This window comes from Nitrobacter sp. MLSD-S21 (assembly GCF_058809865.1).
This window is the reverse complement of the sequence record NZ_JBXASZ010000002.1, coordinates 641,507-663,882: the sequence shown is the minus strand read 5'-3', so window position 1 is coordinate 663,882 and position 22,376 is coordinate 641,507. Positions and strand designations below refer to the sequence as shown.

17 protein-coding genes and 1 other RNA gene are annotated in these 22,376 nt (G+C 61.4%); 8 read left to right on the top strand and 10 right to left on the bottom strand.

From position 1 onward, the window contains the following. A complete protein-coding gene (locus tag AC1RT6_RS09025) occupies nucleotides 1-702 on the bottom strand; it encodes a response regulator transcription factor (RefSeq protein WP_079445423.1) in 702 nt (233 codons plus the stop codon). Nucleotides 703-912: 210 nt separating this feature from the next. On the opposite strand from AC1RT6_RS09025, the gene AC1RT6_RS09020 reads away from it, so the two are divergent. From AC1RT6_RS09020 to bla, 3 genes are all read left to right on the top strand, one after another. Next, on the top strand, nucleotides 913-1,650 hold the full coding sequence (locus tag AC1RT6_RS09020) for a HugZ family pyridoxamine 5'-phosphate oxidase (RefSeq protein WP_079445424.1): 738 nt from the start codon (nucleotides 913-915) through the stop codon (nucleotides 1,648-1,650). Between the two features lie 156 nt (nucleotides 1,651-1,806). After that, a complete protein-coding gene (locus AC1RT6_RS09015) occupies nucleotides 1,807-3,423 on the top strand; it encodes a phosphoenolpyruvate carboxykinase (protein WP_472791188.1) in 1,617 nt (538 codons plus the stop codon). 120 nt (nucleotides 3,424-3,543) lie between these two features. Next, nucleotides 3,544-4,440: a class A beta-lactamase gene (bla, locus tag AC1RT6_RS09010; protein WP_079445426.1), complete on the top strand. Its 897-nt coding sequence runs from the start codon at nucleotides 3,544-3,546 to the stop codon at nucleotides 4,438-4,440. A gap of 24 nt (nucleotides 4,441-4,464) precedes the next feature. Here the strand turns inward: bla and rocF are convergent, their stop codons facing one another. The 6 genes from rocF to AC1RT6_RS08980 all read right to left on the bottom strand — a co-directional run bounded on the left by rocF (nucleotide 4,465) and on the right by AC1RT6_RS08980 (nucleotide 13,786). Then, nucleotides 4,465-5,439 carry an arginase gene (rocF, locus tag AC1RT6_RS09005; RefSeq protein WP_472791189.1) on the bottom strand — a complete coding sequence of 325 codons (975 nt, stop codon included), beginning with the start codon at nucleotides 5,437-5,439 and terminating at the stop codon, nucleotides 4,465-4,467. Next, nucleotides 5,436-8,189, bottom strand: coding sequence for a DNA ligase D (gene ligD / locus AC1RT6_RS09000; protein ID WP_079445535.1), 2,754 nt, complete (start codon nucleotides 8,187-8,189; stop codon nucleotides 5,436-5,438). Before ligD ends, rocF begins: the two co-directional genes overlap by 4 nt. Before the next feature lie 65 nt (nucleotides 8,190-8,254). Then, complete coding sequence (locus AC1RT6_RS08995) at nucleotides 8,255-8,443, bottom strand: hypothetical protein (protein ID WP_079445428.1); 189 nt, start codon at nucleotides 8,441-8,443, stop codon at nucleotides 8,255-8,257. Between the two features lie 12 nt (nucleotides 8,444-8,455). Beyond that, the gene (gene ku / locus AC1RT6_RS08990; protein ID WP_079445536.1) at nucleotides 8,456-9,427 is read right to left on the bottom strand and encodes a non-homologous end joining protein Ku; all 972 of its coding nucleotides are present in this window, start codon (nucleotides 9,425-9,427) and stop codon (nucleotides 8,456-8,458) included. A 151-nt stretch (nucleotides 9,428-9,578) separates the two neighbouring features. Next, the gene (polA, locus tag AC1RT6_RS08985) at nucleotides 9,579-12,632 is read right to left on the bottom strand and encodes a DNA polymerase I (protein ID WP_079445429.1); all 3,054 of its coding nucleotides are present in this window, start codon (nucleotides 12,630-12,632) and stop codon (nucleotides 9,579-9,581) included. A 104-nt stretch (nucleotides 12,633-12,736) separates the two neighbouring features. Further along, nucleotides 12,737-13,786 (bottom strand): acyltransferase family protein, encoded by a 1,050-nt coding sequence (locus tag AC1RT6_RS08980; protein ID WP_079445430.1) that lies wholly within the window; start codon nucleotides 13,784-13,786, stop codon nucleotides 12,737-12,739. Between the two features lie 264 nt (nucleotides 13,787-14,050). Here AC1RT6_RS08980 and hrpB point away from each other — a divergent pair, with 264 nt between their 5' ends. The 4 genes from hrpB to AC1RT6_RS08960 all read left to right on the top strand — a co-directional run bounded on the left by hrpB (nucleotide 14,051) and on the right by AC1RT6_RS08960 (nucleotide 19,891). Beyond that, complete coding sequence (gene hrpB, locus AC1RT6_RS08975) at nucleotides 14,051-16,564, top strand: ATP-dependent helicase HrpB (RefSeq protein WP_079445431.1); 2,514 nt, start codon at nucleotides 14,051-14,053, stop codon at nucleotides 16,562-16,564. An 83-nt stretch (nucleotides 16,565-16,647) separates the two neighbouring features. Continuing rightward, nucleotides 16,648-17,367 (top strand): MgtC/SapB family protein, encoded by a 720-nt coding sequence (locus tag AC1RT6_RS08970; RefSeq protein WP_244553381.1) that lies wholly within the window; start codon nucleotides 16,648-16,650, stop codon nucleotides 17,365-17,367. A gap of 242 nt (nucleotides 17,368-17,609) precedes the next feature. Beyond that, nucleotides 17,610-18,137 (top strand): TIGR02281 family clan AA aspartic protease, encoded by a 528-nt coding sequence (locus AC1RT6_RS08965; RefSeq protein WP_079445432.1) that lies wholly within the window; start codon nucleotides 17,610-17,612, stop codon nucleotides 18,135-18,137. Between the two features lie 254 nt (nucleotides 18,138-18,391). Further along, a complete protein-coding gene (locus AC1RT6_RS08960; RefSeq protein WP_079445433.1) occupies nucleotides 18,392-19,891 on the top strand; it encodes a phosphomannomutase/phosphoglucomutase in 1,500 nt (499 codons plus the stop codon). 120 nt (nucleotides 19,892-20,011) lie between these two features. Here AC1RT6_RS08960 and AC1RT6_RS08955 read toward each other — a convergent pair whose 3' ends face one another. The 3 genes from AC1RT6_RS08955 to AC1RT6_RS08945 all read right to left on the bottom strand — a co-directional run bounded on the left by AC1RT6_RS08955 (nucleotide 20,012) and on the right by AC1RT6_RS08945 (nucleotide 22,039). Continuing rightward, on the bottom strand, nucleotides 20,012-20,521 hold the full coding sequence (locus tag AC1RT6_RS08955) for an Lrp/AsnC family transcriptional regulator (protein ID WP_079445434.1): 510 nt from the start codon (nucleotides 20,519-20,521) through the stop codon (nucleotides 20,012-20,014). An 86-nt stretch (nucleotides 20,522-20,607) separates the two neighbouring features. After that, nucleotides 20,608-21,531 (bottom strand): sugar kinase, encoded by a 924-nt coding sequence (locus tag AC1RT6_RS08950; protein ID WP_079445435.1) that lies wholly within the window; start codon nucleotides 21,529-21,531, stop codon nucleotides 20,608-20,610. A 58-nt stretch (nucleotides 21,532-21,589) separates the two neighbouring features. Continuing rightward, complete coding sequence (locus AC1RT6_RS08945; protein ID WP_079445436.1) at nucleotides 21,590-22,039, bottom strand: HIT domain-containing protein; 450 nt, start codon at nucleotides 22,037-22,039, stop codon at nucleotides 21,590-21,592. Between the two features lie 135 nt (nucleotides 22,040-22,174). On the opposite strand from AC1RT6_RS08945, the gene ffs reads away from it, so the two are divergent. Next, nucleotides 22,175-22,271, top strand: an RNA gene (gene ffs, locus AC1RT6_RS08940) — signal recognition particle sRNA small type. Nucleotides 22,272-22,376 lie beyond the last annotated feature (105 nt).

The window sequence follows — 22,376 nt, the reverse complement described above, 5'->3', positions numbered from 1 at the left end:
TCAGGTTTCCCTGAAGCGGTAACCCACGCCGTACAGGGTTTCGATCATTTCAAAGTCGTCGTCGACGACCTTGAACTTCTTACGCAGCCGCTTGATGTGGCTGTCGATGGTGCGGTCATCGACGTAGACCTGATCATCGTAGGCGGCGTCCATCAGCGCGTTGCGACTTTTGACGACGCCGGGGCGTGTCGCCAGCGCTTGCAAAATAAGGAACTCCGTGACGGTCAGGGTGACGGGCTCATTCTTCCAGGTGCAGGTGTGACGCTCCGGGTCCATGCGCAGCAGGCCACGGTCGAGCGCCTTTGCGTCGCTCTCCTTGGGTACGGCGGCAGGATCTTTCGGGCAGGCTCGGCGCAAAACCGCTTTGACGCGCTCGACCAGCAACCGTTGCGAGAACGGCTTGCGGATGAAATCGTCGGCACCCATCTTGAGGCCGAACAGTTCATCAATCTCTTCGTCTTTGGAGGTGAGGAAAATAACGGGCAGGTCGGATTTCTGACGCAGTCGTCGCAGTGTCTCCATTCCGTCCATGCGCGGCATCTTGATGTCGAGGATCGCAAGGTCCGGCTGGCTGGTGCGGAAGCCGTCGAGTGCCGACGCTCCATCGGTATAAGTCATGATGCGATAGCCTTCGGCTTCGAGCGCAATCGACACCGATGTGAGAATGTTGCGGTCGTCATCGACCAAAGCAATTGTGGGCATATGCCTGCTTTCCGAAGCGGGTGGCGAGAGGCGAACAATTCGACCGTCTGCCATTGGTGTAACCTTAAGAACGCAGTCAACGAGCAATGCAAGCGAGGCTGAAGTGTGACCGAGGCTCTTTAAACGTGCGAAAGGCCCTACCGTTCCCACTCTGTTCGGTTATCAGTTTAGCCCTGAAAAGGTGGTTTTTCAAATTTGAGGATTTAAGCCATGCAGCCGACCGCCAATTTCACAGCCGCAAACCTGACCCGATCCCTGCTACGCCGCAGCCGGCAAGGCGCACTTGCAACCTTAATGGCAGGTAGCGGCGACCCCTATTGCTCCCTTGTGAATGTCGCAAGCCATTACGATGGTTCACCAATTCTTTTGATTTCACGCCTTGCAGTGCATACGAAAAATCTGCTCGCCGATCCCAGGGTGTCGCTGATGCTGGACGAGCGCGCAGCCGGCGACCCTCTGGAAGGCTCGCGGATCATGGTCGCGGGAACAGCCGAGGAGGCGGATGGGGAACTCAAGGCAATCCTGCGAAGGCGTTATCTGAACGTTCACCCCTCGGCGGAATCTTTCGCGGATTTCAATGATTTTTCGTTCTTCCGGATTCGGCTAACCGGAGTTCATTTGGTGGCCGGTTTCGGACGGATTGTTGATCTCAGGCCGGAAAAGATTCTGACCAGCCTTGAGGGCGCGGACGCGTTGGTCGCGGCCGAACAAACTGCGATCGAACATATGAATGGCGATCATCGCGACGCCTTGAATCTTTATGCAACGCGGTTGCTCGGCGCGGAGACGGCCGACTGGCGCTGCACCGGCTGCGATCCCGACGGCTTGGACATGAGTGCCGACAAGCGTGATGCGTTGCGCCTTGATTTTCCGCGGCGGGTCGTCACGCCCGAGGAACTTCGCGGTGTCTTGAAGGAATTGGCGGAAAAGGCCCGCGCGTCAGCATAGGCTTGATCCGAATTCCTGGAGTAAGCCGGGATTGGCCAGATGAGTTTGGCCTTGATCAATGCCGGCTCTGGACGGCTATAATTTAGACATCGCTGCGGAAGCGCGATTGGTTATGATCGCGCCCTGCGATGCGGATTCGACGAGGAGGAATTTTCCGTGCCTGAGACAGGCGTGCGTAACGGCGCCTTCGGCGCCGAAAAGTTCGGCCTAAAAAATCTCAAGGCCGTGTACTGGAATTTTGGCGCGCCGCAGCTTTACGAGCATGCCCTACGTACAAACGAAGCGATGCTGAATGCGGATGGCGCGTTATGCGCGGAGACCGGTATCTTCACCGGCCGAAGCCCCAAGGATAAGTTCGTGGTCCGTGATGTGACCACCGATAAAAATATATGGTGGGCAGGCAACCAGTCGATGACGTCGGGGCAATTCGGCGCGTTGTATTCCGACTTTCTTGAGCACGCCGGGAACAAGACGCTGTTCGCACAGGACCTCTATGGTGGTGCCGATCCAAATTTCCGTATCAAGACCCGCGTTTTCACCGAGCTGGCCTGGCATTCGCTTTTTATTCGCACCCTATTGCGCCGGCCGGAGATATCGGAACTTACCAACTTCGTACCTGAACTGACCGTCATCGACCTGCCGAGCTTTCGCGCCGATCCCAAACGGCATGGCGTTCGCTCGGAGAACGTTGTGGCCATCGATTTCATCCGCAAGATCATTCTCATCGGCGGATCTCATTATGCCGGGGAGATGAAGAAAAGCATCTTCACCACGCTGAACTACCATCTGCCCGACAAAGGCGTGTTGCCGATGCACTGCTCGGCCAATGTCGGCCCCGGCGGTGACAGCGCGATCTTCTTCGGCCTCTCGGGAACGGGAAAGACCACGCTGTCCGCCGATCCCAAACGCACGCTGATCGGCGACGATGAGCACGGCTGGAGCAAGGACGGCATCTTCAATTTCGAGGGCGGCTGCTACGCCAAATGCATCAGGCTGTCGCAGGAGGCCGAACCCGAGATTTACGCCGCTTCGAAACGCTTCGGCGCAGTGCTTGAGAATGTCGTACACGACGAAGCCACGCGGGTACCCGATTTCAATGACGACCCGAAGACCGAGAACACCCGTTCGGCCTATCCGCTCGAATTCATTCCGAACGCGTCTTTAACAGGCTGTGCCGGCCAGCCAAAAAATCTGATCATGCTGGCCGCTGACGCCTTTGGCGTACTGCCGCCCATCGCCAGGCTGACGCCGGCGCAGGCAATGTATCATTTTCTTTCGGGTTACACCGCGAAAGTAGCGGGAACTGAGCGCGACCTCGGCAACGAGCCGCAGCCAGAATTCTCCACCTGCTTCGGCTCGCCGTTCTTGCCGCGCGATCCCAGCGTCTACGGCAACATGCTGCGCGCCTTGATCGCGAAGCACAAGGTCGATTGCTGGCTGGTGAACACCGGTTGGACCGGGGGCAAATACGGGACCGGCCGTCGCATGCCAATCAGGGTCACGCGCGCTCTGCTCGGCGCAGCGCTCGACGGCTCCTTGCGCGACGTCCAGTTTCACAATGACAAATATTTCGGGTTCGCAGTCCCAACCTCGGTACCAGGCGTCGAGCCGCATATCCTCGATCCGATCAAGACCTGGGCCGATAAGGTCGAGTTCGACAGGACCGCGCGCGCCCTGGTCGACATGTTCCGGAAGAATTTCGGTAGATTCGAGAACGACGTCGATGCCGAGGTCAAGGCCGCGGCTCCGGCGGCTAAGGAGGCGGCAGAGTAAGCCTGCACATCGATGTCTTGAAGAGCGGTTCGATGCTCGCCCATCCATTCTTCGATAGTTACGCCGCGCTACGGCATATCTAACTATCTCGGCACAGCCAAATATGAGGACGATTAAAAAATGATCGGCAGACGACGATTGCTGTGTGCGACGGGTGCGGGCCTGGCGGGGCTGGTCGTCATAGGCCGGGCTGGCCGAGTCCGGGCGGCCTCGGCATTGCATGAGAAGTTTGTCGACGAATTGAAAAGGCTGGAAAATGAAAGCGGCGGCGGGCGGCTGGGTGTCACGCTGCTCGATACCAGCACCGGCCAGCGCGTCGGCCAGCGGATGGACGAGCGGTTTCCAATGTGCAGCACCTTCAAGGTGCTAGCGGCGGGCGCCGTTCTTCAAGGGGTCGATGCCGGCAAGGAAAATCTCTCGCGGCGGATTTATTTCAGTGAGACCGATCTCGTGACCCATTCGCCGGAGACGCAGAAGCACGTCGGCCCGCACGGCATGACCGTCGCAGAACTATGCAAGGCCGCAATTACGCTCAGCGACAACACGGCGGGAAATCTGCTGCTCGCGAGCATTGGCGGCCCGCAGGGCCTGACCGCTTTTGTGCGGGGTCTGGGCGACGACATGACGCGTCTCGACCGCGCCGAGACGGCACTTAATGAAGCGCTGCCAGGCGATCCGCGCGATACCACGACGCCGAACGCGATGGCCTCCGATTTGCGGGCGTTGGTGTTGGACGGCATGCTGTCGGCGGAGTCGCGCGCTCAACTCGCGGGTTGGCTCGCCGCCAATACGACTGGCGGCAAGCGCCTGCGCGCCGGATTGCCGGCCGCGTGGCGCGTCGGCGACAAAACCGGGTCCGGCGAGCGGGGAACAGCGAATGATGTCGCTGTGATCTGGCCGCCGGATCGGGCGCCGTTTATTGTGACGGCCTATCTCACGGGCGCCACCGCCTCGGCGGATCGGCAAAACGCTGTCATCGCGGCCGTCGGACGCGCGGTCACGACCGCATTTGCATGATGTCCGCAAGACTGCCGCGCGTGTTCAGATTCTATCCGGCTCCAGCGCATTGCTTGGAGTCGGGCGGTCGGTGATCTGCTGCCCGAACAGGCTCGCGATCAATTCCACCGCGACCCGCGCGGTTCGCCCGCGTTCGTCGAGAAACGGATTGAGTTCGACGATGTCGACCGAACGGACCAGTCCGGAATCGTATAGCAGTTCCATGACGAGATGTGCCTCGCGATAGGTCGCTCCTCCCGGAACGGTCGTGCCGACGCCGGGCGCGATGCCGGGGTCCAGGACGTCGAGATCGAAGCTGACATGCAGGACGCCATTGCGCGCCCTCACTCGCTCGAGGACGCGATGAATCAATACGGATACGCCGAACTCATCGATCGCGCGCATGTCAGCGACCGCGATGCGACGGTCTTGCACCAGCTTCTTCTCGAGCGGGTCAATCGAATGGATGCCGAACAGGTCCAGATGCGCTGGCGAGATAGAGGCGCGCGGCTCGTCGCCGAGCAGCCCATCAAGCCCGGGCTCGCCGCACGCAAAAGCGGCCGACATGCCGTGCATGTTCGCGGTCATGGTCGTCAGCGGTGTATTGTAATCGGCGTGAGCGTCGAGCCAAAGTACGAACAGTTCGCGCTCTCTTTCGTGCCAATAGCGCGCGACACCGTTGATCGAACCCATCGACAGGCTGTGGTCGCCGCCAAGAAAAATCGGGATCGCGCCGGACGTCGTCAGATCATAAGCGCGCGGGCTGAGTGCGCGGATCCATGCCTGGATATCGCGGTAGTTGTTGGCCTTCGCGGGAATTGGGTCGGTTGCCGGCACGACCTGAGCAATGGAGATGTCGCCATGATCCAGGACATCGATGCCCAGGTTTTCCAGCACCGGCTTGATTCCCGCGGTCCGCAGTGCTGCTGGCCCCATCAAGGTGCCGCGTTGCGATGCGCCCATGTCGATGGGAATGCCGAGCAGCGCGATCCTTCGGCTACTACCTGTCATGTTCGTCATCGTACGAGCCTGCTGATTGCGGTGGTTAGCGGACGCGCGGCCTTGTCATAGTCCGCCCATGCCTTACTCTTTTTCAAGAGGTCTGGCGCGGTGCGGAGTGTGAAACGTTTAGGATCGAGACCGGCTTTCACCTGAGACCAGTTCAGCGGCATGGATACAGTGGCGCCGGGGCGCGCGCGCGGCGACAGCGGCGCGACAGCCGTCGATTTGGTATCGTTGCGAAGATAATCGAGGAAGATTTTTCCCTCGCGCTGCTTCTTCGACATGTTGATGAGATATTTATCGGGTGCGTCAGCGGCCATTTGTTCGCAGACGGCTTGGGCGAACATCTTGGCTTGCTTCCAGTTCAATCCGTCTTTTTGCTTGATTGCAAGCGGCGTGACGACGTGCAGCCCCTTGCCGCCGGTGGTCTTGCAGAACGTTTCGAGCCCGAGCGCCTCAAGCCGCTGCTTCATGTCCTTGGTCGCAGCGATCACGTCGGGGAATGCGATGCCCGGCGCGGGATCGAGGTCGAATACCAGCCGTCCCGGCACCGTGTATTCGTTGGGCACGCAGTTCCACGGATGCAATTCGATACCGCCGATCTGCGCCACCGCCGCCAGTGCCTCGACGCGGTCGATCTGCAGATAAGGCTTTCGGTCGCCTGATACCTTCGCTTGCGTGACCAGATCCGAGAGACCCGGCATGGCGTGGCGCTGAAAGAACGTTTCGCCATCAATGCCATCTGGTGCGCGAACAATCGAACACGGCCGTCCGCGGATGTGGCCGATCATCCAGCCGCCCACGGCTTCCATGTAGGCGGCAAGATCGAGCTTGGTGACCGGCTGCCTGTCCGCATCCGGCCATAGCGCTTTATCTGGATGCGAGATCACAACACCCATCACCGTCGAGCGATCGCGCGCCGTAGACGTGCGAGGTTGCCGCGATCTGGTCGTGTCGGTGTTCGCTGCTGGTGTGGCTCGCGCGTTGGGCTGTGTTGCGTTGAGCTTTGTCTTGTCGGGCCGTGTCTTGTTGAATCGTGGGGCGGCCGCACGGGCCGGCATTTCCGCCCTGACCTCGCGCGCCGGCTTGTCCGCGCGCAGCCCTTTGAAGGCTGCCTGCCGGACCATGCCGTCATCAGTCCAACCGGCGAATTCGATTTCGGCGACCAGTTCAGGTTTCAGCCAATGAACGTTGCGACCGCCGGCCGGCGCATTCTTGCCGGTGAAAGGACTTTTCGATGCGGCCGCGGCTTTCAATGCCGGCATGATGCGTTTCACGGTATCGCGGCCGTAGCCGGTGCCGACGATGCCGGTATAGACGAGGTGGTCGCCGTTATAGACGCCGGCCATTAGCGAGCGGAACTTGCCGCCTGTTGTCTTCCACCCGCCGATCACGACCTCATGGCCGGGACGGCTCTTGGTTTTGACCCAGTTACCGCCGCGGCCGGCGCGATAGGGCGCGTCGATGCGTTTGGAGATGATGCCTTCGAGGCCGGATTCGTGCGCCGTTGCGAGCATCTGTTCGCCGTTCACGTCAAAATGCTCTACGTAGCGGATCGGTGCGCGGTCGGATCTTGCAGAGCGCCCGAGCAGCTTGCGAAGCCGGTCCTTGCGCGTCAGCAGCGGCAGCGGGCGCAGATCCTCGCCCTCGGCAAACGGAAGGTCGAAAGCAAAGTACACCAGCGCATCCGTCTTGCCTTCGGACAGCGCGGCCTGCATCGCGGAGAAATCCGGATCGCCCTTTGCGTTGAGCGCGACGATCTCGCCGTCGAGGATGGCGTCGGGCAGTTTCGCGGCCGCCTTTGCGATGGCTGAAAACTTATCGGTCCAGTCGAGGCCTTTGCGGGTTTTGAGCGTCACGTCACCGTTCTCGATCCGTATCTGGATGCGATAGCCGTCGAACTTGATTTCATGCACCCAGCCCTCCGCCGATGGCGGGCGCGTTGCCGTTTCACAAAGCTGAAGTCCGGCAAAGTTCGGTATCCCGCCCTTGATCGCGCGAGCCTTGGCAATTTGTACTCGGGCTTTCTTCGGCGCCTTCTTGCCGGTCGACGCGGGCTTTGCGCTCGGCTTTGCCGACCGTTTCGATTCCCTGGCGCGCGCCTCCGCGGCAGCGCCCTTGTTCGAATCCCAAACCGCGTCAGAGCCGGCGATCCGCCTGGTCATCATGAAAGGCTCCGGCGCCTTGCCCTTGCCTTTGGCGATCTGTTCGAGGGTCCGACCCGATGCGACCGAACGGTCATTTTCCAGCACATCCTCGCCGCCGCCCGGCTTTGCGTAGTCGTCGCGGTGTTTGATCAGCAGCCAGTTGGTGCGCTTTCCGCCGCTGCGGTCGTGCTTCATGCGCACCAGCACCCATTCGCCTTGAAGCTTCTCGCCCATCAGCGCGAATTTAAGGTCGCCCTTCGCGAGGCCTTTCGCCGGGTCTTCGGCGTACCAGTAGCCGCGATCCCAGATTTCCACCGTGCCGCCGCCATATTGACCTTTCGGGATGGTGCCTTCGAAGTCGCCGTAGTCGAGCGGGTGATCCTCCACCTCGACTGCCAGCCGCTTCTCGCCGGGGTCGAGCGAGGGACCTCGCGTCACAGCCCAGGATTTGAACACCCCCTCGTACTCAAGGCGGAGATCGTAATGTAGCCGGGTGGCATCGTGCTTCTGGATCACGAACCGCAGTTGCCTAGCGGGCACGACGCGCGCCTTGCCGCTCGGCTCGGCGGTTTTCGAAAAGTCGCGTTTCTTGCGGTAGGTGCTGAGCTTTCGGGATGGCACGGCGACGGCTCCGATCAAGGATCAAACGTCGGCAACGCCCGGTAAGCGCAAGAGTGCTGCCGGCGTCACGCCTTTTTCTTTCCGACACCCGCACTCTTCCGCAGGGCATCCTTGAGATCAATCGGCACGCCGTGCTTCTTCAAAAGGTCGGCGAACGCCTCGTCTGCCAGATCCTGGAGGGTCGCCATGCGGCTATGGCCAAGTTGCGTCAGCGCGGTCATGGTCTCGTCGTCGAAGGCGATCAGCTTGCGCATGTCCGCGCCCGGCTATCCGGCTTTGCGCTTTGCCGCGGGTACCTTTTTTGCGGCGCGCGTCCTGGCTGGCCGCTTCGCAGTCTCGCGCTTGGGTTCCTTCGCGGCTTTCTTGCCTTCGATCGGAAACAACATTTCGCGCTGACCTTCGACCCGCTTCTTTGACCTCTTGCCCTTCGCGGGAGCGGCGGTGATTTCTGTCCGCTCAGACCTGCCGCCCTTCAGGCTCCGCCGCAAGGCGTCCATCAGGTTGATGACATTGCCTTCGGTCTTGACCTTGGCTTTTGCGATCGGGTGGCCTGCCTTCTTCTGCTCGATCAGGTCCAGCAGCGCCGCTTCATAATGATCCTTAAAGGCGGTCGGCTCGAAGCGGCCGGACTTCTGCTCGACGATATGTTTGGCGAGATCGAGCATGTCCTTGGTGATCTTCACCTCCTTGATGTCGTCGAAATAGTCCGATGTCTCGCGTACCTCGTAAGCGTAGCGCAGCAGCAGGCCGACCAACCCGTTGTCGCGCGCTTCAAGGGCAATGACGTGCTCGCGATTGGTCAGCACCACCCGAGCCAGCGCGACCTTGCCCGTCGCCTTGATGGTGTCGCGGATCACGGCATAGGCATCGTGTCCGACCTTGCCGTCCGGCACCAGATAATACGGCCTGACGATATAAAGATCGTCGATCTCTGCGCGCGGCACAAACCGGTCGATATCGATGGTGTGGGTGGACTCCAGCGCGATGTTGTCGAGTTCGTCCTTCGTCACTTCGAGATAGGTATCGGTATCGATCTTGTACCCCTTGACGATATCGTCGTTGTCGACCTCGTCGCCGGTTTCGGCATCGACCTTCTGATACTTGATGCGGTGCCCGGTCTTGCGATTGATCTGGTTGAAGCTGACCTTCTCGGACTCCGAGGTCGCGGGAAACAGGGCTACCGGGCAGGTCACGAGCGAAAGGCGCAAAAAGCCCTTCCAGTTAGCACGCGGGGCCATCGAAAACTCCATACGCAATGGGCTGAAAACTGCAGAAAGGGATTCAATATCACGAGCGGCGAAACGTTCCGAGTCGAAGGCGGCGCGTGCAGGCGTCAGCGTCGTCGTGCAGTTCTTGTTGTGTTCTTGTCAGGTCGCCGTTGGGATGATCCTAATGTGCTTCGTCCCAGTTATCAGCGGCGCGGGCGTCGACCTGCAGCGGCACCGACAGCAACACCGCCGGGAATGGCGCATCCTGCATCACATGCTGTACGACCGGCAGCGTTGCCGCGACCTCCTCGTTCGGCACTTCAAAAATCAACTCGTCATGGACCTGCAGCAGCATCCGTGCGGACAGCCTCTTCGCCGCAAGCGCATCGTCCATCCGCGCCATGGCGCGGCGGATGATGTCGGCAGCCGACCCCTGCAGGCGCGCGTTGATCGCGGCGCGCTCGTTGAAGGCGCGATGCGACGGGTTCGGCGACTTGATGTCGGGGTAATGGCATTTGCGGCCGAACAGGGTCGTGACATAGCCGTGCTCGCGGCAGAAATCGCGGGTCGCATCCATGTAGGCGCGAATGCCGGGAAAGCGCTCGAAATACTTCTTGATATAGGCGGCTGCTTCTTCGCGGGGGATGCCGAGCTGATTGGCGAGGCCGAAAGCCGAGATGCCGTAGATGATGCCGAAGTTGATGGCCTTGGCCCGGCGGCGGATTTCGCCTGGCATTCCCTTTACGGACACGCCGAACATTTCCGACGCGGTCATGGCGTGGATGTCGAGGCCGTCGCGGAACGCCTGCTTCAGCACCGGGATATCGGCGATTTCCGCAAGCAGCCGCAGTTCGATTTGAGAGTAATCGGCTGACACCAGCTTGTGTCCGGGGGCCGCGATGAAGGCACGACGAATCTTTCGTCCCTCTTCGTTACGCACCGGAATGTTCTGCAGGTTCGGCTCGTTCGACGACAATCGGCCGGTGGTGGTGGCGGCGAGCGCATAGGTCGTGTGCACGCGCTTGGTCTGGGGATGAACGTATTCGGGCAGCGCGTCGGTATAGGTGGATTTCAGTTTGGACACCTGTCGCCAGTCCAGGATCTTGCGCGGGAAGTCGTGGCCCTGCTCGGCGAGCTCATCGAGGATTTGCGCCGAGGTCGACCACGCGCCGGTCTTGGTCTTGCTGCCCCCGGCCAGGCCCATCTTGCCGAACATGATGTCGCCGATCTGCTTCGGACTGCCGACGTTGATCGGCTCGCCGGCAAGTTGCTGGATCTCGGCTTCCAGCCGGGCCGCGGTCTGCGCGAATTCACCCGAGAGACGCGACAGCACCTGCCGGTCGATGGTGATGCCGCGCCGCTCCATCCGCGCCAGCGTCGCGACCATCGGCCGCTCGAGCGTCTCGTACACCGCATTCATGCGCTCGGCGACCAGCCGTGGCTTTAAGATCTGCCACAGCCGCATGGTGAGGTCGGCATGTTCCGCTGCGTAGGCCGTGGCGCGCTCGATCGCCACCTGATCGAAGGCAAGCTTGTTCTTGCCGCTGCCGGTCAGTTCGCCATAACTCAAAGCGGTGTGCCCGAGCCAGCGTTGTGCCAGCGATTGAAGATCGTGGGAGCCCCGCCCGGCATCGAGCGCGTAGGAGATAAGCTCGACGTCGTCCTGATTCTGCATGACGATGCCATGCTGCGCGAGCAGCACGGCACTGAACTTGATGTTGAGCCCGATCTTCAAGTGACCGCTGGATTCAAGGATCGGCTTCAGGATCTCCAGCGCATCGCGGACCGCGATCTGACCGGGCGCAAGACCGGCGGCAAACAGGCCGGCTCCGTCGCCGGCCTGTTTGTGGCTGAGCGGGATGTAGCATGCATCGTTCGGCGCGAGAGCCAGAGTGAAGCCCGACAATTCGGCCTGCATGGGATCAATCGTCGGTGCCAGGGCTTCGAAGGCAAAGCTGCCATTGTTATCGATGCGGGCAACCCAGTCTTTCAGCCGCTCTAGCGTGCGGATTGTTTCGTAGGTGTCGCGCTGGACCGGCAGCTTGCGCACCGCTTCAAGGCGGGCGGCGGCAAGGGCCGCAGGCGTTTTGATCTCCGCGTCGCCCTTTGCCCTGATGATCGGCGTGCTTTTCACGACGCCATCGCTGCTACCGAACAGATCGCCGGTGACGGCGGCTACGGACGCCTTGGGCGCTGTCGAAGAGGCCCCGCTGGCGTTTTTTCTGTCCGGCTCGATCTCGGTCGCGTTAAGCTCGGAATAGTCCGCGACGCGTTTTGTCAGCGTGGTAAATTCCATCGCCTTCAGGAAGGCGATCAGCTTGCGGGCGTCGGGCTCCTGCACCGCGAGGTCGTCCAGCGGCACATCGAGCGCGACCTTGTCGTCGAGCAATACGAGTTGCCGCGAGATGCGGGCCTTTTCGGCATTCTCGATCAACGTCTCGCGCCGCTTCGGCTGCTTGATTTCGCCGGCGCGCTGTAGCAGCGTTTCGAGGTCGCCGTATTCCGTGATGAGTTGCGCGGCGGTCTTGACGCCGATGCCCGGCACGCCCGGTACATTGTCGACGCTGTCACCGGCTAAAGCCTGTACCTCGACCACCTTCTCCGGCGGCACGCCGAACTTTTCGATCACTTCAGGTATGCCGAGGCGGCGGTCCTTCATGGTGTCGTACATGGTGACGCAGTCGGTGACGAGCTGCATCAAGTCCTTGTCAGAAGATACGATGGTCGCGGTCGCGCCACGCTCGCACGCCTGCCTCACATAGGTCGCGATCAGGTCGTCGGCTTCGAAGCCGATCTGTTCGAGGCAGGGCAGGTCGAACGCTTTCACCGCCTCGCGGATCAGCGCGAATTGCGGGATCAGGTCGTCGGGTGCAGGCGGCCGATGCGCCTTGTAGTCGGGATAGAGCTTGTTGCGGAACGTGACCTCGGACTTGTCGAAGATGATCGCGAGGTGTGTCGGCTTGTCGTCCTTCGGCATGTCGCGCAACAGCTTCCACAGCATATTGCAGAAGCCGAGCACCGCGTTGACCTGCAGCCCATCGGATTTGCGGTTCAACGGCGGCAGAGCGTGATAAGCGCGGAAGATGTAGGATGAGCCGTCGACCAGAAAGACGTGCTGTCCCTGCATATTGGTCCCAGCTTCAGCTTTCGCCGCAGGAATCGTCGCGGGGATGGCGGCTGGGATCTCGGCTGCGTCGATCGCGGCAGCGGGCTTGGCGGCGGGCTTCTTCGGCATGGCCGCAACTTAAGGAGTTTTCCCGCTGATGGCACCCCCGCGGCGTTCTCATGACCGACAAAAATCGCAAGGGTTTCGGGCCTTGACCGGGCGACCGAGCCGGATTATTCGGCCGCCGCCTGAATCGCGGAGGCTCGTTTCTTCGGCGCGATCCAGAAGGCGTCAGGACGCTCGAACAGGAAGTTCGCCCGCGTGTTGCGGCAGGCCCACCAGATCAGCACCGCGCCGATCACGCCGGCGATGGTGACGATCAGAGAGATCAGGCCGACATCGTGGATCAAACCTGCTTTCAGCAGGATCGTGCGCGAGGCGGCCATCGGCAGGAAGAACGCGAGATAGATGACGATCGAGTGCTCGCCGCAATAGCGCACGACGTTCAGCCAGCGCATTTTCGCAAGCAAAGTGCCAACGGCGATGATGGCGCTGGCGCCGGCGAGACCGAGCGCGAGCGAAACGATTGGCCATTCGCTGATGCCAGTATGGACCAGGCCGCCGTTGACAACAGCCCACAGCGCAAGCGCCGCCAGCGTCAATCCCGGATAAGCGCGGGCGCGGGCCGACCATGCGAATACGTAGTTTGCGAACAGGTATCCGGAATAGATGTAGACGAAGCGAGCGGCGAATTCGTCGATAAGCGTCCAGCCGGTCGAGATGTGCGTCATCTCGAGCGCCGCCGCAGCGCCCCAGATCGCCCAAGGCGCGATCCGGCGCGTGGCCTTGATGACCACGAAGAACACCGGCAGCAGATAGATGAACCACAGCGTGCCGAACGGATCGATGAACGACATCAGATAGAGATGGACGACGCCCGGCCAGCCCACCTCGGCGGCAAAGTGGGGGGCCTTGAAGCCGAACTGGATCGCGGTCCACAGAACGTAGAAGTAGAAGAAGTGCACGACCTTGCGGTCGAGGTAGGTGCGCCAGTCGCGGTTAATGACGAGCGGCAGGAACAGGCCGGAAATCAGGAAGAAATCCGGCATCCGGAACGGTTTTGCGAATTCGACCACGAGGTGCATGAAACCGGTCTGTCCGGCTGCGGCCTCAACGCCCAGCACCGAGTGCATCATCACCACCATGATGATGCAGATGCCCTTGGCATAGTCGACCCAGTCGACCCGTTCGGTTTTCTGCGCAGCTGTGCCGTTTCCGGTCATGGTTGTCTCTTTTCGGCGCGATGGGGCCTGTTTACAGGCGGATCGGTTGCGTTCTCCTTTCACCAATCAAATAATGTGCCGGTTTCCCGGGAAAGTGATCGGATAGAGGTATCGCCTGGCCGTTTGGCAAGTGGTGCGCTAGAGCCTTTCCGCTTCTGATGGAATCAGAAGCGGGGCTCTATCATTCTGATCTGACGCGTTTTCTCCACGCGAACCGGTTATCCACTTCGCTCGAAAACGCTATAGGACGGTCTCCCCGTTACCATGCCGTACGCGCGGACCTATTCCTTGACGGAAACATTCGCCAACCCGCTTCCGATCGACGCCGTGCTCGGCGAACTTGGACGCACGCTTGCTGCGCACAACGCCGCGGTGCTGGTGGCGCCGCCGGGAGCCGGCAAGACGACGCGGGTGCCGTTGGCACTGCTCGACACGCCCTGGGTCGCCGGCAGGAAGATCGTCGTGCTGGAGCCACGCCGGATCGCGGCGCGCGCCAGCGCGGAACGAATGGCGCAGACGTTGGGCGAGCGCGCTGGCGAGACCGTGGGCTATCGCGTGCGCTTCGGCTCCAAGATCTCGCGCAGAACGCGTATCGAGGTCGTCACCGAAGGGATCTTCTCGCGGCAGATCCTCGACGATCCCGAACTGAACGGTGTTGCCGCGATCCTGTTCGACGAGTTTCATGAGCGTTCGCTCGATGCAGACCTTGGGCTCGCCCTGGCGCGTGACGTCCAGACCGGACTGCGGGAGGATTTGCGGATTCTTGTGATGTCCGCGACCATCGACGGCGCGCGGATTGCAAAACGTCTTGGCTGCGCGCCCGTGATCGAAAGCGAGGGCCGCGCCTTCCCGATTGAAACGCGATATCTTGGCCGCAAGCCCGATTCACCACTAGAGCGGCAGATGGCTGACGCGATCGCGACAGCGCTGCGCACCGATGCAGGCTCCGTGCTGGCGTTCCTGCCGGGCGCGGCCGAAATCCGGCGCACGCAAAATATGCTCGCTGAACGGGTGCACGATGCATCCATTGAGATCGTGCCGCTGTTCGGCGCGCTCGACGCCGCGGTGCAGGATCGCGCCATCGCGCCCGCGCCGAGGGGGCGTCGCAAGGTGGTGCTGGCCACATCGATCGCAGAAACCTCGCTGACCATCGAGGGCGTCCGCATCGTGGTGGATTCCGGCATGGCGAGGGTGCCGCGCTTTGAGCCTGACATCGGCCTGACGCGGCTGGAAACCATGCGTGCCTCGCGCGCCGCGGTGGACCAGCGCCGGGGCCGCGCCGGCCGCACGGAGCCTGGTGTATGTTATCGGCTATGGGACGAGCCGCAGACCGCCTCGCTGTCCGCCTATACCCAGCCCGAGATCCTCTCAGCCGATCTGTCGTCGTTGGTGCTCGATCTCGCGCAATGGGGTGTGCGCGATCCCGCCACACTGACGTTTCTCGATCCGCCGCCTGCTCCCGCGTTGAACGAGGCGCGAAGCCTGCTGCGCGAGCTTGGCGCGCTGGATGCCGATGGCCGCATCACCGACGAAGGAAAAAGTTTGCGGGCGTTGGCGCTGCCCCCTCGGCTCGCGCGCATGATCGTGGGCGCGCATCGTCTCGGCGCAGGCCGGGAGGCTGCGGACATTGCGGCGGTGCTGACCGAGCGGGGTCTGGGCGGCGACAGCGTCGATCTCGATGCGAGGCTCGATAGCTTTCGCCGCGACCGCTCGCCACGCGCCACCGGCGCGAGGCAGCTTGCGGAACGTTGGGCGTCTCAGGTAGCGGTGCCTGTTACCCCTCCCGCCTCTGGTGGGGAGGGAGAAACCTTTCCTTCCAGCGGTGTGATGCTCGCTCTCGCGTTTCCCGATCGCGTGGCGCGCAATCGCGGCAACGGGTCGTTCGTGCTCGCCAACGGTCGCGGCGCGTCGGCCGATCAGGCCTCGGCGCTGGCGCGGTCGCCTTTTATCGCGGTTGCTGAACTGACCGGTACCGCCGCGAACAGCCGTATCTTGCTGGCTGCACCGATCGCGCAGGCGGAGATCGAATCGCGCTTCGCCGACCAGATCGAGACCGACGAGGAGATCTCATTCGATCGCGCGGCGATGAGTTTGCGGGCACGGCGGCGCAAGCGGCTGCATGCGATCACGCTTGCCGAAGCTCCGGTGGCGGTCGCGCCGTCGGTTACGACAGCGCGCATCCTCGCCGAAGGATTGATAGGAGCGGGTCTGGATCGCTTGCCGTGGTCGAAGCCGCTCAAGCAATGGCGCGACCGGGTCATGTTCCTGCGCGCGGCGGAAGGCGAGGAGTGGCCGGACCTGTCCGATGCCGGGCTTGTGGCCACAACCGACATGTGGCTGGCGCCCGCGCTGTTCGACAAGACCGCTTTGAAGGAATTTTCAGCCGGCGATCTGTCGGAAGCGCTGATGGCGTTGTTGCCTTGGAGTTTGCGTGCGCGGCTGGAGCGCGAGGCGCCGACCCATTTTGAGGCGCCGACTGGTACGATACTCGCGATCGACTACGAAGCCGAGCAGGGGCCGACCATCGCCGTCAGATTGCAGGAATTGTTTGGCCTGACGACGCATCCGTCGATCGCGCAAGGCAAGGTGCCGCTGGTTCTGGAATTGCTGTCTCCGGCGCATCGCCCGGTGCAGGTGACGCGCGACCTGCCGGGCTTCTGGCGCGGCAGCTATGCCGCCGTTCGTTCTGATCTGCGCGGGCGCTATCCCCGGCATCCCTGGCCGGATGATCCGGCGAATGCGCCGCCGACACGGCGGGTTAAGCCACGCGGGACCTGAAGGGGCCGATTGACCGGGGAACTCGCACCATTGATGAGGCGTTGACGTGACGTCTCTCGCCGTGACCCACCTTGAGGCCCTTCATGGACATGATGGACATGCTTCTGCAGCCGACCTGGTCGGATATCGCGATCCGTCTCGCTCTGACAATGGTTGCGGGGGGTATCGTGGGATTTGACCGGGGCGTGCAAGGGCATGCGGCCGGATTTCGCACCACCATTCTGGTCGGTCTTGCTGCTTCGATCGCCATGATCCAAGCGAACATCCTGCTATCGACCAGCGGCAAAACGGTCGAGTCCTTTGTCCAGATTGACGTCATGCGTTTGCCGCTCGGCATTTTGACCGGCGTGGGGTTCATCGGCGCCGGCACCATCTTCAAGAAGGGTGACCTCATCGCCGGCGTCACCACCGCGGCGACGCTGTGGCTGATGACCGTGATCGGGCTCTCGCTGGGTGGAGGCCAGCTCGTGCTCGGCATGGCTGCCACCGTACTGGCCGTCATGACTCTAGGGGCGCTCAGGTGGGTCGACTATTTCATTCCCCGTGAACGCAGGGCCCGGTTGATCGTCGCGGACGATACGCAAATGCGGGCGGTCATCGAACTGCCTGTGATGACCCAAGAAGTGGGCTACCAGGCTAGTTTTGCGGAAGCCAAGCGTCGCGATGACGGATGGATCGATTGCTCATTCGACATCTCGTGGCGGCGCGCTGGGCGGTCCTCGTCGCCGACCGAACTATTGATGCTGATCCACAGGCGCTATGCGGTTGTGGCATTTGCCTTGACGACGGAAGATGGCCGCTAGCGTCTTTCAACGCTCATGTGAAAGACTCTAGCTTTTTGACCTGACGCGTTTTCGTCACGCGAACCGGTACCCACTTCGCTCGAAAACGCTATAGGTACTTTCCCGATCGGCCGCACAGCTTCGCGCGCGTGTTAACGCTTCGCTCATCCTTATTGGCACAAATAGCAGCTTCGCCATTGCTCGTAGCCGGCTGGTGGCGGTCGCGAGATCGCCGCGTCGTCATTTGTCAGTGAGTGTGCGCCATGCGTAATCTGATAATTCTTGCCGCGCTTCTGATCGGCGCCGGCTCCTATATGGCGCAACTGGCTGACGAGATGACCACGTCCGCAGCCGCGCGGCCCACCACGTCGACGCAGCCGACGGCGTTCGCCGCGCTTCAGGATAATGCCCAGGCCGGCATCCGCAGCATTAGCATTGCACGCGACGGCCGGGGCCACTTCCAGACAGAAGGCCGAATCGACGGCCAGCGCATCGGCTTCATGGTCGACACCGGTGCCTCCGTCGTCGCGCTCAACGAAAGCTCGGCCGCGCGGCTCGGCGTGCGGCCCTCGCAGAACGACTACACGACGACGGTGACCACGGCCAACGGCAAGCTCAAGGCGGCGCGTACCCGGCTCGCCATGGTCGACATCGGCGGTCTCATCGTGCGCGATGTCGATGCCATGGTGCTGCCCGACGAAGCGCTGTCGGAAAATCTGCTTGGTTTATCTTTTTTGTCTAAACTCAAGCGCTTCGAATTCGCGAACGGGCGGATGATGCTGGAACAGTAATTCGGCATCGGCGTCGGGGTTGACGCGTGTCGTTTTGCCGTCGCGAATTATGCCGCAATTGCCGTTCACAGACCTGTAGCGTTTTTAAGCGAAGTGGGTACCGGTTCGCGTCAAAGAAAACGCGTTAAAATAACAAGCTTGAGCCCGGCTTTGATGTCATCAAAGCAGGAATAGTTCTAGCTCCCGCATTCCAGCAGCAGTGGTATCGCCAGCGCTGCATTTCCTCATGTCCTTTCCTTGAGAGGCCCATCCGCATGTTTCCGAAGCCGAAACCCGTTCTGGCACCGAACACCTATGCCTATGAATCCGAGCCGATGGTGAAGGCGACCGGCTTTCGCGAATATGACGCGCGCTGGCTGTTCGGCAAGGAAATCAACCTGATGGGCATCCAGGCATTGGGCATGGGCCTTGGCACGCTGATCGGCGAACTCGGCCAGAAGAAGGAGATCGTCACCGGTCACGATTTCCGCAGCTATTCGTCCTCCATCAAGTACGCGCTGATCTCCGGCTTGTTGGCGTCGGGCTGCAAGGTTCACGATATCGGACTTTGCATGACGCCGATGGCATACTTCGCGCAGTTCGAGCTCGACGTCCCCTGCGTCGCCATGGTGACGGCCTCGCATAACGACAATGGCTGGACCGGCGTCAAGATGGGCGCCAACCGGCCACTGACGTTTGGGCCAGACGAGATGACGCGGCTCAAGGAAATCGTGCTCGGCGCTGCCTTCGCCACCAGGGCGGGCGGCTCCTATGAGTTTCACGACAGTTTCCCGGCGCGCTACATCGCTGATCTGACGAAACGGCCGAAACTGAAGCGCAAGCTGAAGGTCGTGGTGGCCTGTGGCAACGGTACCGCCGGCGCCTTCGCGCCGCAGGTGATGGAGGCGATCGGCTGCGAGGTGATCCCGCTGGATACCGAGCTTGATCACACCTTTCCGAAGTACAATCCCAATCCCGAAGACATGAAGATGCTGCACGCGATCCGCGACGCGGTGCTCGAACACAAGGCCGACGCCGGTCTCGGTTTCGACGGCGACGGAGATCGCTGCGGCGTGGTCGACAACACCGGCGAGGAAATCTTCGCCGACAAGGTCGGCGTGATGCTGGCGCGCGACATGTCGGCGATCCACAAGGATGCGCATTTCGTGGTCGATGTGAAGTCCACAGGATTGTTTGTCACTGATCCGGTATTGCAGCAGCAGGGCGCGCGGACGACCTACTGGAAAACCGGCCACTCCTACATGAAGCGGCGCACCAATGAGCTCGGCGCGCTCGCTGGTTTCGAAAAATCCGGGCACTTCTTTTTCAACGCGCCGATGGGCCGGGGTTACGACGACGGACTGATCTCGGCGATCGCTGTGTGCGAGATGCTCGATCGCGCAGCGGGCAAATCGCTGGCAGATCTGAAGGACGCCTTGCCCAAAACCTGGTCCTCGCCGACCATGTCGCCGCATTGCGCCGACGAGGCCAAGTACGGCATCGTTGACAGCGTGGTGAAGCATTTCGAGGCGGCCAAGGCCAACGGCGACAAGATCGCCGGCCAGCCGATCCGCGATCTCGTCACCGTCAACGGCATCAGGGTGACGGCGCAGGATGGAAGCTGGGGGTTGGTGCGGGCGTCATCGAACAAGCCAGAGCTTGTTGTGGTGGTCGAAAGCCCGGTCTCCGAGCAGCGGATGCGCGATATGTTCGAGGTGATGGACAGCGTGCTGCGTACCCATCCCGAGGTCGGCGAATACAATCAGAAGATTTGAGGTCGTCCGTCATTGCGAGCGAAGCGAAGCAATCCAGGCGGCAAAAAAGAACTGGATTGCTTCGTCGCCAACGCTCCTCGCAATGACGTGGCAGAGCATTTCCGACGAAGGCCGTGCCGACTACACTGCGCTTGCCGCCGGCACCGGCAGTGCCGTCACCGATTTGATCTTCTCCATCGCGAATCGGGAGGTGACGTTCTTCAGCGCGACCGAACTAATCAGCTTCTTGTAAAAGAGGTCGTAGCTCGCCATGTCGGCGACCACGACGCGCAGCATGTAATCGACGTCCCCCGCCATGCGGTAGAGCTCCATCACCTCGGGCATCGCGCGGACCGCATTGGCGAAGGTTGTTAGCCACGTATCCGAGTGGTCTCCGCTTTCAACCGATACGAACACTGTTATGCCGAGCCCGATCTTGTTCTGATCGACCAGCGCCACGCGGCGCAGAATGATGTCGTCGGCTTCGAGCCGCTGGATACGCTTCCAGCAGGGCGTCGAGGACAAACCGACCCGGTCGCCGATCTCGGCTACCGACAGGGATGCGTCCTCCTGGAGCACGGTGAGAATCTTGCGGTCGATGGCGTCGAGGCGGCGACCGGATTCAATGGTCTGAAGGGCAAGATCGCTCATGGCTAGAACATTATTCCAATATTGAGGTTATTCAAGCTCATATATAGAAAAATATTCCAATGCAAGTGTCGTCAGCGGGGCTCGGCTCAGTTCGAACCGCCGTGCTCTAAAAAGGCTTCCACTTCAGCACGTTGCGGGCAGGCGAAGGCGCCGCCGAAGCGGGTGCATTTGATGGCGGCTGCGGCGGAGGCGAACCTGAGTGCGTCTTCAAGATCCTGATTCTCGGTCATGGCGAGAGTGAAAGCGCCATGGAAGACGTCTCCGGCGCCCAATGTGTCCACGGTGTGGACGGGGAAGGCGGCGGTCTGGCGGAGGCCGCCGCCATTCGGATCGAGCCACACTGTTCCTTGGGAGCCGCGCGTTCCGGCTAGGAAGGATGGAGTGACCTTGGCGAGCTTCTGCAATGCCGCCGCGTCGTCGGCGATGTCGGCAGTGGCCTGAAGGGCTTCACTCGAGAAAATCAGATGTGAGGATGCAGTGAGCAGACCCTCGCGCATTGACATGGCGGAATCGACATCGATCACGACCGGGATGCCGCGGCGCCGCGCTTCAGCGCAAAGACCGGTGCAGAACGCCGCGCATCGACTTTCAGCAAGGATGGCGTCGCAATCGCTGAGCATCCTGTCAGCCTCGGGTAAACGCACTTTCCACAATTCGGGATCGCGGAAGGTGATGATGGTTCGCTCGCCGCCCGGATCGATCATGACGGTGGAGATCGGCGTCACCAGACCGGGCATGTGAACGATGTCCTGCATCGCGATGCCGAGCTCCGCCGCCTTGTCGAAGATGTAGCGGCTGGATGTTTCGCCGGCGTCCCCCATGGGGCCGCAAAACGCCACTCCGCCATCGAGTCGGGAAATGGCGACCGCCGCGTTGAATGCGTTGCCGCCGGCGATTTCCTCGAAGCGCTCGGCGCCGATTTTCAAGCCGCGTTTCGGGAGGCCTTGCACGTGAAAGGTCAGGTCGCGCACTGGCATGCCAATACACAGGATGCGTGGCTTTTTCATCATGCGGAAATCCTTGCCAATGAGGAAGATCGGGACAAGCGGTTAAACCGGCAGGTTTTGCTCAGGTTCCGTCGGCCGGAATTCTAACAATGGTCTCACCGAGCCCTGTCCTGCGCCTGATAGCACCCAAGAATGCTTCGAGTTCTGCTGCCTTGTATGCGAGCGCGGGCGCCACGCCCCAGACCGGGCGGGGCCATGCAAAGTCTCCTTTGCGACGCGCGATGATATGGACGTGAAGCTGGGGCACCTGATTGCCGAGCGCGGCCACGTTGAGTTTGTCGCAACCTGTGATGTCCTTGAGTGCTTCTGACGCCTGACCGATCTCCGTCATCAAGAGTGCGCGATCGTCGCGATCAAGGTCGATGATCTCGATCGCACCAGCTCGTCTTGGCACCAGAATAAGCCAGGGATAGCTGGCATCCTTGCTGAGCAGCAGACGGCTGAGCGGCAGGTCGCTGATGGAGACCGTGTCCTCCTCCAGCTGCGGGTGAAGCGACCAGGCTTCGGACATCGTTCGCGGACACTTTTTGAGGACGGCCGATGCAAACTGGCGCGGCGATCCGCCGAGGTCAATGGTTCAGACGGCTCGTTCCGGGGTCGTCCTCGCTGCTTGCTTTCCTGGGCTTTTGGCCCCAAATAGGAATTGGGAGATTGGCGGTGGACGAGCCACTCGCCAACCGGGTCAGATCCGGAAGGAAGCAGCCCTAACGAGGTCCGGATCGGGTCGCTCGTCAGTCTCCTACCTCTTTTGGGCGAACCATGTTTTTCGGAAATCTTGCCAGCGCCGGATAGGCGCGGTCCGAAGGTTCGCTTCGTTGTTCCGCAAGCCGGCTTCGAGAGAGAAAATT